Annotated in this window: 10 protein-coding genes; 9 read left to right on the top strand and 1 reads right to left on the bottom strand. The window is 41.3% G+C overall.

Annotation, left to right across the window (positions count from 1 at the left end):
- Window positions 1-135 precede the first annotated feature (135 nt).
- From murF to proC, 3 genes are all read left to right on the top strand, one after another.
- Window positions 136-1503 (top strand): UDP-N-acetylmuramoyl-tripeptide--D-alanyl-D-alanine ligase, encoded by a 1368-nt coding sequence (gene murF / locus GT641_RS04245; protein ID WP_044946221.1) that lies wholly within the window; start codon window positions 136-138, stop codon window positions 1501-1503.
- Between the two features lie 252 nt (window positions 1504-1755).
- Window positions 1756-2235, top strand: coding sequence for a DUF6465 family protein (locus GT641_RS04240; RefSeq protein WP_119962700.1), 480 nt, complete (start codon window positions 1756-1758; stop codon window positions 2233-2235).
- A gap of 80 nt (window positions 2236-2315) precedes the next feature.
- The gene (gene proC, locus GT641_RS04235; protein ID WP_192919798.1) at window positions 2316-3110 is read left to right on the top strand and encodes a pyrroline-5-carboxylate reductase; all 795 of its coding nucleotides are present in this window, start codon (window positions 2316-2318) and stop codon (window positions 3108-3110) included.
- Between the two features lie 187 nt (window positions 3111-3297).
- Here the strand turns inward: proC and GT641_RS04230 are convergent, their stop codons facing one another.
- The gene (locus GT641_RS04230; RefSeq protein WP_008402931.1) at window positions 3298-3636 is read right to left on the bottom strand and encodes a P-II family nitrogen regulator; all 339 of its coding nucleotides are present in this window, start codon (window positions 3634-3636) and stop codon (window positions 3298-3300) included.
- A gap of 369 nt (window positions 3637-4005) precedes the next feature.
- Here GT641_RS04230 and clpX point away from each other — a divergent pair, with 369 nt between their 5' ends.
- The 6 genes from clpX to GT641_RS04200 all read left to right on the top strand — a co-directional run bounded on the left by clpX (window position 4006) and on the right by GT641_RS04200 (window position 12817).
- Window positions 4006-5421, top strand: a complete 1416-nt coding sequence (clpX, locus tag GT641_RS04225) for an ATP-dependent Clp protease ATP-binding subunit ClpX (RefSeq protein WP_347562847.1) — start codon at window positions 4006-4008, stop codon at window positions 5419-5421.
- 52 nt (window positions 5422-5473) lie between these two features.
- On the top strand, window positions 5474-7366 hold the full coding sequence (locus tag GT641_RS04220; RefSeq protein WP_119962698.1) for a DUF885 domain-containing protein: 1893 nt from the start codon (window positions 5474-5476) through the stop codon (window positions 7364-7366).
- 60 nt (window positions 7367-7426) lie between these two features.
- A complete protein-coding gene (locus GT641_RS04215) occupies window positions 7427-9157 on the top strand; it encodes a S8 family peptidase (RefSeq protein WP_008402928.1) in 1731 nt (576 codons plus the stop codon).
- Between the two features lie 174 nt (window positions 9158-9331).
- Window positions 9332-10090 carry a hypothetical protein gene (locus GT641_RS04210; RefSeq protein ID WP_161116899.1) on the top strand — a complete coding sequence of 253 codons (759 nt, stop codon included), beginning with the start codon at window positions 9332-9334 and terminating at the stop codon, window positions 10088-10090.
- Between the two features lie 24 nt (window positions 10091-10114).
- Entirely contained in the window at window positions 10115-11533 is a 1419-nt protein-coding gene (locus GT641_RS04205) for a DUF512 domain-containing protein (protein ID WP_008402926.1), read from the top strand.
- A 171-nt stretch (window positions 11534-11704) separates the two neighbouring features.
- Window positions 11705-12817 carry a 4-hydroxybutyrate dehydrogenase gene (locus GT641_RS04200; protein WP_161116898.1) on the top strand — a complete coding sequence of 371 codons (1113 nt, stop codon included), beginning with the start codon at window positions 11705-11707 and terminating at the stop codon, window positions 12815-12817.
- Window positions 12818-12864: the final 47 nt, after the last annotated feature.

Below are 12864 nucleotides of genomic sequence, written 5' to 3'. Positions count from 1 at the left end.
GGAATATGTACACAAGAATACTGGAAATTCGCATATATATGTGATAAAATGGACGCAGGCTTTTTCTACTGGCCTGCATGCAGTGCATGCTTTTATATGAAATATGAAACTGTTCTGGAAAGGCAGATAGGGGAAATGAAAAATATTACAGTAAAAGATATTGTGAATGCAACAGGAGGGTTCCTGCTCTGTGGCGATGAAGATACACCGATTACAGGTCTGTGTATTGATTCAAGAAAAGCACAGGCGGGAGATTTATTTATTCCTCTGTTGGGTAATAAAGTTGACGGACATCGTTTTATTGAGCCAGCGATGGAGAGAGCTTCGGCAACTCTGACATCAGAGCATGATAATGTCGTTATTTCGGAGAAACCATTTATCCGTGTTGATGACACGATGAAAGCGCTTCAGGCGATTGGAAAAGATATCCGCGGTCGATATGATATTCCATATATCGGAGTGACCGGAAGTGTGGGAAAGACAACGACCAGAGAGATGATCGCAGCGGCTGTCGGCACAGGCAGACATTGTTTTCAGACAAATGGAAATGAGAATTCTCAGATCGGTGTACCAATGACGCTTTCCAGAATGACAGACGGATATGATGCAGCGGTGATCGAGATGGGTATCAGTGAACCGGGACAGATGGAGATATTATCTGATATCGTAAGACCATCAATCTGTGTAGTGACAATGATCGGTGTTGCACATATAGAATTTATGAAGACGCAGGAGAACATCAGAGACGAGAAGCTTTCTATTGTGAATCATATGAAGGAGAATGGCTTATTGCTGTTAAACGGTGATGATCCGTTACTGCGGGAGATAAAAGATGATATGTCATGTCAGACACTTACTTTCGGTATCGATGAGGTCTGTGATTTTCAGGGATCCGATGTACAATGCGGAGAGCAGGGTATGGAGTTCGACTGTACGCATAATGGCGAGACAGTTCATGTTGTTATGGATGTACTGGGAAAACATAATGTAAGGAATGCACTGGCGGGAATCGCAGTTGCATATCAGCTCGGGATTCCGATGGCAACAGCCGCAAAGGCTTTCGAACATTTTGAAGGACAGAGACAGCGGATCATTCGTATGGAGAATCGATATACGATCCTTGATGATACTTATAATGCAAGCCCGGATTCGATGAAGGCAAGCATTGATGTACTCTGTGATCTGGATTGTAAAGGGAAAAAATATGCAGTCCTTGCCGACATGAATGAACTCGGAGATGACAGTGTATCTTATCACAGACAGATCGGGGAATATCTTAGAGATAAGAAGATTGATGAAGTGATCGTGGTTGGAGAAAAAGCACTTGATATCAAGAAAGCTTTAGATGAATGTGATACAAAATATGCAAAGACCTTCTCCTTTATGGATAATGAAGAGGTTGCGTTGTATCTCATGGCAATCATGAAGCCGGAGGATATTGTATTATTAAAAGGCTCCAATAGTATGAAATTAAACGAAATAGTCAAAATTCTCACTAATTAATTATACAAATTGTATAAAACGACCATAAAAGCTACCAAAGTTCATAAAATTCGGTAGCTTTTATTGTTTAATATGACTTTGTATTTTTGAAAAAAACACATGATGTGAGACAAAACGTAGAAAAACAGGCACCTATATTGAAAAAACACGGAAAATGGAGTAATATCAAATCTAGCTTGAGTAAGATATACATAAATAAAATTAGGCGTACGTAAAATGATAGAATAAGATTTAAAACGGAGGGTTTTAATTATGGCTACAAAGAAGACTGAAGATGCAAAGAAAGTTGTAACAGCAAAGGCAACCGTAGCAGGAGTTATGGCAAAGGCTGAGGCAGCAAAGAAGGCAGAAGCTGCTAAGGAAGCAAAGGCAGCAGTAAAGGCTGAGCCGGTTAAGGCAGAAGTGAAAGAAGAAAAGAAGCCGGCAACAAAGAAAGCACCGGCAGCTAAGACCGTAGCAACTAAAGCTGAACCGGCAAAAACAGAAGTTAAAGCCGAAGAAAAGAAGCCTGCAGCTAAAAAGCCTGCAGCAAAGAAACCGGCAGCAGTTAAGACAACTGAGACAGTTTTCATTGAATATAACAATGGTCAGATCAATGTTTCTGACATTGTAGCAAAAGCAAAAGAAGCACTTGGCAATAAGGCAGTTAAGGAATTGAACGTATATTACCAGCCAGAAACAGGTATGGTATACTATACAGCTGATGGAGAATCAGGTTCTTACAGTCTTTAATCTATAAATAGTTTGAAGGGCAGCGTTCTTAACATAAGGATGCTGCTTTTTCTGTATAAAAGGAAAGGAAGAATATGCATATGAAGATCGGTTTTGTCGGATGTGGCAATATGGCGACAGCTATCATAAAAGGAATTATTAAGAAGCAGATTATTGAAGAAGAGAATATCATGGCTTCGGCAAAGACAAAGACAACATTGGAACGAGTTCAGCGAGAACTGGGCATTAAGGTATCGCTGGATAATTCGGAAGTCGTTAAGAACAGTGATATCGTTGTTTTGGCGGTAAAACCACAGTATTATCAGGAAGTGATCGAACAGATCAAAGATACAGTAAGCGATAACCAGATTATTATCAGTATCGCACCCGGCAAGACTCTTGCATGGTTACAGGATTGTTTTGGTAAGAATGTGAAGCTGGTACGGACGATGCCGAATACACCGGCGTTGGTAGGCGAGGGCATGACAGGTGCATGTCGGAATGAATATGTTACCGATGAAGATTATGCAACAGTTCTTCAGATCCTTGGAAGCTTTGGTGAAGTAGAGACGATACCGGAGAACCTTATGGATGTCTGTGTATCCGTCAGCGGAAGCTCTCCTGCATATATCTATATTCTTATAGAAGCAATGGCAGACGGGGCAGTAGCAGATGGAATGCCAAGAGCGCAGGCATATAAGTTCGCGGCACAGTCTGTTCTTGGAAGCGCAAAGATGGTACTTGAGACAGGAAAGCATCCTGGTGAATTAAAGGATCAGGTCTGCTCCCCGGGTGGAACGACAATGGAAGCTGTCCGCGTATTAGAAGAAAAAGGCTTCCGTTCCTCCGTGATCGAAGCAATGAAAGCCTGTGTCCGCAAAGCCCGCGGGTTATAATAATTGACTACAAACAAATCCGCTGTGCTATACCACATCTGTTATTCCGCAAAACACTTCCGTTCTAGTCCTCGTGCAGCGGTACATAAAGTTGCAAAAGACGCAACTTAAGTACCGGCCTCGGACAAGGTTTGCTTCATAACAGTGTGGCATAGTACAGCGGATTTGTTTGTATGCCGGATAGATTTTATAAGGCGGTGTCACCGTGTTCCCCGGTACGGATACGGATGACGTCGGCAACGTCATAGACGAAGATCTTGCCATCGCCTACTTTTCCGGTTGAGATCTTTTCACATACCTTAAAGATGATGTTGTCCGCAACATCATCCTTGACGATGGTTTCAATCTTGATCTTCGGGATCAGATTGACCACATATTCACTTCCGCGGTATGTTGTTTTATAACCCTTCTGATTTCCATATCCCATAATATTTGATACTGTAGCACCGGTTGACCCGCATTCGTCCAGAATGGCTTTTACATCATCCAGTTTTTCAGAACGGACAATAATTGATAATTTCTTCATATATATAACCCTCCATTCTATACTTGTAACTGAGAATATGATACCATATTCTTTTTTTCATTTCTACAGGTAGGGCATAATGAAAGTTTTTGTATATTATCTGAAGAAAAAGCAGAGGAACAAAGAGATATAAGAGCAATTACACTTAATTAAATTAACAGATGCGGATGATATGAAATTTATTTAGAAAAATTTAACTGCTTTACCGGAAATAATACTGTTTTCATATAGGTGGAATCTGTGGTATCATGTAGCAAAGTTATATGATGTAATATAGATAGCTTTTTTAGGCAGAAAACGAAAGTGTGGAGGATAAAAATGTCTGATTATAGAAATGATGATGAGAATAAAGAACTGACCGGTCAGACCATGTCTGATGATCATAAAACAGAAGAAAAGCATGAGGATGAATACGAGAAATACTGTTATCTGTGCAGGAGACCGGAGAGCGTGGCCGGTAAGATGATCGATATGCCGGGTAATATACATATCTGTGCAGATTGTATGCAGAAAACCATGGATACAATGAATAATAACGGATTCGGGGGAATGCAGTTCCTGGATCTTTCGAATATGCCGAATTTTGGGAATATTGATCTTTCCAGATTTATGGGACAAACGGATATTCCGCAAAAGCAGAAGGTTAAGAAAAAAACAGAAAAGCCAAAGAAAAAAGAGGTAGAATTGTCACTTGCGACCATACCTGCACCGCATAAGATCAAGGCAATGTTAGATGAATATGTAATCGGTCAGGAATATGCCAAGAAGGTAATGTCTGTTGCGGTATATAACCATTACAAACGGGTGCTTACAGATTCTATGGACGACATCGAGATTGAAAAGTCCAATATGCTGATGGTGGGACCTACCGGTTGTGGAAAGACCTATATCGTAAAAACGATCGCGAAGCTGTTAAATGTACCACTTGCGATTACGGATGCAACGACGCTTACAGAGGCAGGTTATATCGGTGATGATGTAGAAAGTGTACTGTCCAAGCTCCTTGCGGCAGCAGATAATGATGTAGAAAAGGCTGAAAAGGGAATTGTGTTCATCGATGAGATTGATAAGATTGCAAAGAAGCAGAACAGTAACAGCCGTGATGTAAGCGGAGAATCCGTTCAGCAGGGCTTGCTGAAGATCTTAGAAGGAGCAGAGATTGAGGTTCCGGTAGGTTCGGGAAGTAAGAACGCAATGGTTCCGATGACGACGATGAATACAAAGAATATTTTATTTATCTGTGGAGGTGCGTTCCCGGCGATCGAAGATATTATTAAAGCAAGATTGAATAAGCAGTCCTCGATCGGTTTTCGTGCAGACTTAAAGGACAAGTATGATAAGGATCCTAATATCTTAAAACAGGTGACAAATGAGGATCTCCGTGAATTTGGTATGATACCTGAGTTCCTCGGACGACTTCCGGTTCTGTTCACCTTGGATGCATTGGATAAGGACATGTATATTAAAATCTTAAAAGAACCGAAAAATGCGATCTTAAAGCAGTATAAGAAGCTGCTGGCTCTCGATGAAGTTGATCTTCAGTTTGATGATTCGGCATATGAAGCAATTGCGGAAAAGGCAATGAAGAAGAATACAGGAGCAAGAGCACTCCGGGCGATCATTGAAGAATTTATGTTAGATATCATGTATCAGATCCCGAGAGATGACAGCATCGGGCGTGTGATCATAACAGGTGATTATGTAAATGGTAAAGGCAGCCCGATCATTGAGCTGCGTGGTGTAGAACCGTTGCAGATCGAAGCCTGTGCAACAGAAAATAAATAGAATGGCGTATCTTTGGGTAAGATAAAGGGAAAGGTTTGAAAAGGAGAAAGGTATGTTTAAGAAAAAAATGCTCAGATGCCGCAGGCAGATTCTGGCAGCTGCTTTATGTGTATCAATGACGTTGGCACTTTCTGCTTGTGGAGAAGACAGCGGAGAGCGTAAGCATCTCTCGGACGGTCAGGGAACAGATAGAACAACCGAGACTGTAACAACTGAGGAGGAACAGGAAGTTTTCTCAGAGAATGCAGAGAAGGTGCAGAAGGAATTTGAACAGTATCTGGATGATTATTTTAAAGATGCTGTTACAGAAGATACAATGACCTATAACTATTCTATAAAAAATGGTGCAGATTATGGAATCGAGGAGCCGGAGGTGACACTCGGTGACCCGGGCATGACCGAAGAAGGAATCAAGGAAGATAAGGCGGAATTTGATAAGTGGGTAGATGAACTGGAGAAAATTGACAGAGCATGTCTGACAGAAGACCAGAAGCTGACATACGATGTGCTTGATGAGTATTTTGACGTTGCAGCAGGTGTATATGATAATGTATATCTGTATGAACCGTTTTCTCCGATGAGAGGACTTCAGGCGAATATTGCTTCGATGTTTACCGACTATCGGTTTGATGATAAGGGTGATGTTGAACGATATATAGAATTACTGGGGCAGATCCCGGAGTATTTTCAGGAATATCTGGATTTTGAAAAAGAAAAATCTGAGAAAGGATATTTTATGAGTGATGAAGTCTGTCAGAAGGTAATCAATCAATGTCAGACTTTTATAGAGAATAAAGATGATCATTTTATGGTGACCGTATTTAACGATAATATGGATCGACTTGATTTTCTGTCTGATGAGGAAAAGACGGAATTCAAAGAGCAGAACAAAGAGGCTGTTCAGAATTCTCTTATTCCTGCTTTTGAGAATATCATAACTGTATTTACAGACCTGAAGGGAACAGGAAAGAACCGGATGGGGATCTGTAACTATGAAGGGGGTAAAGAGTATTATGAATATCTGCTGAAGACATATGCAGGGACTTCAAAGAGTGCGGATGAAGTGATCGATATGTTAGATAATGAGCTTAAGAACCTGATGACAGATATTTATCAGGTGTATTTCATGAATAAAGATGCTTATGAATATTTTGCATCCAATTATGATGATATCTTTGCAGCTACAAATGAGATGTCTGCTTCTGATATGATCGATCGGATGATGGAGGACGCATCGGAGAACTATCCGGATATCGGAACCATACATTATCAGGCAGAGCCGCTTGATAAGAGTCTGGAAACAATCATGGACGATGTATTAGCTTATTATATGGCACCTGCTATTGATGATCCGGATAACAATCTGATCCGTTACAATGGCATGCATACAGATGGTATGTGGACAACTCTGGCACATGAAGGGTATCCGGGACATATGCTTCAGAATGCATATTATATGTCTACAGATCCGGAACCGGTAAGAACCCTTATGAGTTTTCTTGGTTATAAAGAGGGCTGGGCGATGTATGCATGTTATGATTCCCTGTACTATTATCAGTATGAAGAAGAGTCATATGGAGATGCCATTGCAGATCTGTATAAATTGAATGATGAGATGAGTTATCTGATCATGGGAAGAATTGACCTCGGAGTTAATTACGAGGGATGGTCATTGGATGAGACGAAGCAGTACCTGACGGAACAGGGCATGGATGCCGGTAGTGCAGATGAGCTTTACTATACATTAGTGGGGGATCCTGCGGTATACCAGAGCTATTCAACCGGATATTATGAGTTGAAGGAACTGCGGGATTATGCTGAGGAGAAGCTCGGTGATGCATTTGATGTAAAAGAGTTCAATACGATCATTTTAGAGACCGGACCATGTCAGTATGACATATTAAAGAAGCAGATCGATAAGAAATTACAGGGAAATGTGATCTAGGAAATATATTTTTGCCTTTTTCGGAATATGTTTATTATAAAGGGAAAAAGGATCTAAAATATGATATGCGATGATGTTGCTTACCGGGAAGATTATGTGGACTATCTGATTGAATACAATGGAGAAACCGAAACGGTTCTGGATATTTATAAAGATACAGGATGTGTTAATTTTATAGATGAGCGGTTTGCCGTGTTATACCGTCCGAAACCGGATGATTATATGGAGAGTTTTTCCAGACTGGAATATACATTGTTTCCCAAGTTATACGGATTGATGGATACCAGCAGCGTAGAGGCTGTTGGAGCAGTGAATGTACAGCAGGAGAATATTTTGGGATTGACAGGTAAGAATATCATTATCGGAATCATAGATACCGGAATTGATATACAGAACCCGTTGTTTCAGAATGCGGTAGGTCAGACGAGGATTCTTGCTGCATGGGATCAGTCCGTGCCGGGAGGAGAACAGACCGGAGAGTTTCCCGGATATGGAACCGTGTATACCGGAGATGAGATAAATGAAGCGATCCGAAATGGTACTTCTGTTCTGCAGGATGAGAACGGACATGGAACTTTTCTTGCCGGAATAGCGGCCGGAGGAAAGACCGATGATTTTACAGGAGTCGCACCGGAGGCAGATTTTGTAATTGTCAAATTAAAACAGGCAAAACAGAATCTCAGAGGGCTCTATGGTGTACCGGAAGATGTAGATGCCTATCAGGAAAATGATATTATGATGGGCATCTCTTTTTTATGCAGACAGGCAAGCATAGAACAGAAATATCTGTCGATACTGGTTGGAGTCGGTTCGAACAGTGGAAGTCATACAGGAGCATCGGCATTGGAATCCCTGATTGCAAATGTTGGTATTATGACCGGAATTGCAGTGTCTGTTGCGGGAGGAAATGAGGGCATCGCAGGGCATCATTTTCATGGTATGATACCGAGAGATCGGTTATATACGGAGATGGAGATCAATGTAACCGGGAATGACAGCTTTACCCTTGAGATATGGGGAGCGGTTCCTAATATATATTCAGTTGCTTTTGAGATTCCGGGTGGGGAATATGTGAGCCAGATTCCACCCCGATTTGATAAAAGTGAGACAATACGTCCGATCTTTGGTGGAGGTATCATCTATGTTGATTATTTTCTGGTCGAGGATCAGTCGGGAGAAGATCTGATCATGATGCGCTTCTTTGATCCGCCGAACGGTCTGTGGAGAATACGTGTCTATGGTGTGGGAGATACCGATAAATCTTTTCATGCATGGTTGCCGATCACACGATTTTTATCGGAGAATACCAGATTTGTAAGTCCATCACCGGAAACTACACTTACGAATCCTGCGACGGCAGTTATTCCTATGTGCGTATGTGCCTATGATCATTATTCAAACAGTCTTTATTTGAATGGCAGCAGGGGATATACGGCAGCAGATGATATCAAGCCTGATTTTGTCGCACCGGGAGTGGATGTCTATGGACCGGGAAAAGCACGCACATTTGTACGAAGATCCGGGACTTCGGTTGCAGCAGCCCATTGTGCCGGTTGTGCAGCATTGATCCTGCAATGGGTAAGAGATCGTGATATTACACGTTTTATTAATGGAAACCAGATCAGGAATTATTTTATACGTGGAACGATACGACCGGGAACGGATCAGGCTCCGATCGAGAATATCGTACATGAGGGAAGCGGGTATGTCTATGCGAGAGAATATCCAAATCGTGAATGGGGATATGGAATATTGAATATCTATAATACATTTGACAGACTTCGTACCTGACCGGTTATATCATGAAAATTGTATCTAAAATGTGAAAATTGTAAAAGATTTATAATTTTTAACAAAATGGTTTTACAGAATTTGAGAGGTGTATTATACTATACATGTTTGTAAAAGAAATGTATAAAAAAATTAAAAAACTTATGAAAAATTGTAATGATTTCGGAGGATTTTATGGATAAAGATCAGGAATTACTGGATCCATTTCAGGATGATTTGGATATTTCTGAAGTATTGGATGATTCGGAGGATGAGATATATGATTCCGAAGATGATCCGGAAGCTTCAGAGGAAGACGAAACAGAAGAATACGAAGAAAACGAAGAAGCCGAAGAAGACGATTCTGATTTGAATGATAAAAAAGCGAAAAGAATTCGTGCTATTCATATTGCGGTCGTTGTACTTGGTGTATTGATCGTTTGTGAATATACTTTTTTCGGAGTGTTCTTCCATAATAATAAGAAAAAGTATGAAAAGGCGCAGAAAGCAGCTTCGGTCACGGAAGCAGAGGCAGAAGAAGATACGGAAGAGAATGTAGTAACGGAAGCCCCGCTTCCTACTACAAATGTAAATGATGACCGGACAAGCACGACAGCTGAGGCAACGACAGAGAATAGAACATATGAGCCTTCGACCACCTCAACAGAGAGCCAGAGAACAGAGAATCCGACTGAGGCTCCTACGACAGCATCAACAACAGAAGAAGTAACAACTGAGAAACCTACAGAGAAGCCGACGGAAGCACCTACAGAGAAGCCAACGGAGGCACCTACAGAGGCACCGACGGAAGCCCCTACAGAGAAGCCTACTGAGAAACCAACGGAGGCACCGACGGAAGCACCTACAGAGGCACCGACGGAAGCCCCTACAGAGAAGCCAACGGAGGCACCGACGGAAGCACCTACGGAAGCGGCTGTTGAGAGCGTAGAATAAGCAGAATATGAGTGAGGAACTACGTTGAAAAAAAATGAGCATTTAATTACTGTAGTCTATCCCGGCTCCATAGCGGAAGAAATGGAGATTGAAACGGGAGATTATCTGCTTGCAATAAATGATAAAGAGATAAAAGATGTATTCGATTATCGATACATGATAAAAGATGAATATATAGAGGTTCTGATTCGTAAATCCTATGGAGAAGAATGGCTGCTTGAGATTGAAAAGGATTATGATGATGATCTGGGTGTGGAATTTGAAAATGGTCTTATGAGCGATTATCGATCCTGCACCAATAAATGCATGTTTTGTTTTATTGATCAGATGCCTCCGGGAATGAGGGAGACACTTTATTTTAAAGACGATGATTCCCGTCTGTCCTTTTTACAGGGAAATTATATCACACTGACAAATATGACAGATGAGGATGTTGACCGTATTATAAAGATGCAGCTTGCACCGATCAACATATCTATTCAGACGACCAATCCTGATCTGCGGTGTAAGATGCTGCATAATCGTTTTGCAGGCGACCGGTTAAAATATCTGGATCGTCTGTTTGAAGGACATGTAGAGATGAATGGCCAGATCGTTCTCTGTAAGCATGTAAATGATGGAACGGAGCTTGAACGGAGTATCAGGGATCTGGGGAAATATCTGCCTTTCATGCGCAGTGTATCTGTTGTTCCGGCAGGACTTACGAAATACAGACAGGGGCTGTATCCGTTAGAATTATTTACGAAAGAAGAAGCGGGACAGGTCATTGATCTGATCGAGAGTTATCAGAAAAAATTTTATGAGCAATATTCGCTTCATTTTATCCATGCAAGTGACGAATGGTATATAACGGCCGGGAGGGATTTCCCGGAGGCGGAACGATATGATGGGTATATCCAGCTGGAAAACGGTGTCGGAATGATGCGCTTATTCTTAGAAGAATTTGATGAAGCATATCGGGAGATGCTGGATGCACCTGATTATCAGGTCAGGAGGGAGACTTTTCATCGAACGGTCTGTATGGCAACCGGTAAATTGACCTACAGTACGATCGATAATTTTGCAAATCGTCTGATGGAGGCGTTCCCGGGACTTACGATCCGGGTGTATTGTATCAGAAATGATTTTTTTGGAGAAACGATCACTGTTTCAGGACTGATCACCGGTATCGATCTGACAACACAGTTAAAGGAGATACAGGACGCAGGTGTTGATCTTGGAGAAGCCTTGCTTATTCCGTCGAATATGCTTCGTATGGGAGAAAAGGTATTTTTAGATGATATGACGGTGGATCAGGTAGAAGAACGGCTGGGACTGCATGTGGTTCCGATCGAATCAGGCGGTGCGGATTTCATTCAGGCAGTTATTGATCCTTCGTATTCCATGGATCGAAATAATGAGACATTAGGATATATTCAGGCATTTGATGATGACGAGAATTAATGCGTTTATCCGGGTTAACAGCAATAAAAATATGACAGAGCATCTTTTTCAGGTTGACATAAATCTGAAAAAGATGCTCTTTTTGGGTAATTGTAATTTCATTCTAAAGTGGTACAATGTGAGCACTAAATTGTGATACAAAAATAATAAGAAGACGAATGGAGGACACGCATGAAACAGCTAATGATTAAACCAACGATTTACAAGTATGATACATGTAAGAAATTTGCAGAAGAATTTCATATCGAAAAAGGTGATCTTGTTATCACAAACGAATATATCTATGAGCCATTCTTCGGGAAGTTAAATCTGGAATGTGATGTTATTTATCAGGAAAAATACGGAGCCGGTGAACCGTCTGACGATATGGCAGAAGCAATCTATAAGGATATTAAGGGGGAGCATAAGCGTATTATCGCGATCGGCGGAGGAACAGTTATTGATATCTCCAAGCTGTTTGCATTAAAGTATGTGTCACCGATCTTAGACCTTTATGATGGTAAACTTCCGATAGAAAAGGACAAAGAGCTGGTGCTGGTTCCAACTACCTGTGGAACCGGGTCTGAAGTGACGAATATAGCCATTCTGGCATTAAACAGTCGTGGAACTAAAAAAGGTCTTGCGGTTGATGAAATGTATGGAGATTCGGCTGTTTTGATACCGGAGCTGTTGACAGGACTGCCGTTCCGTTTCTTTGCAACCAGCTCGATCGATGCCTTGGTACATGCGGTTGAATCAAGCTTATCACCAAAGGGCAATGAATATACCAGAATGTTCGGTTATAAGGCTATTGATATGATCCTTCATGGTTATATGGAGATTCGTGATAAGGGTCCGGATGCAAGAATTCCGTTATTAGATCGTTTCCTTGTAGCTTCTAACTACGCCGGTATTGCATTTGGAAATGCGGGATGCGCAGCAGTACATGCCTTAAGCTATCCGCTTGGAGCAACCTATCATGTGGCACACGGAGAATCTAATTATGCCATGTTTACAGGAGTTATGAAGAACTATATGGAGATCAAACAGGATGGGGAGATCGCGAAGCTTAATTCTTTTATAGCAGATATTCTTGGCTGTGATGTTGAAAATGTCTATGAGTCTCTGGAGGATTTGTTAAATATCCTGATTCCGAAGAAGGCTTTACATGAGTATGGAGTAACAAAAGAGGATCTTGTCGAATTCACAGATTCTGTAATGACGAATCAGGGGCGTCTGATGGCGAATAATTTCGTAGAGCTTGATCGTGACAGGGTCTATAAGATATACAAAGAACTTTATTGATTCGAACAAAAATAAACCAACCCTTGCAGCCTGTATATTTTACGAAG

Source organism: Clostridium sp. BIOML-A1, assembly GCF_009874105.1.
GTDB lineage: Bacteria > Bacillota > Clostridia > Lachnospirales > Lachnospiraceae > Coprococcus.
Note: the sequence above shows the minus strand (reverse complement) of the source record. Positions and strands in the feature narration are given on the sequence as shown.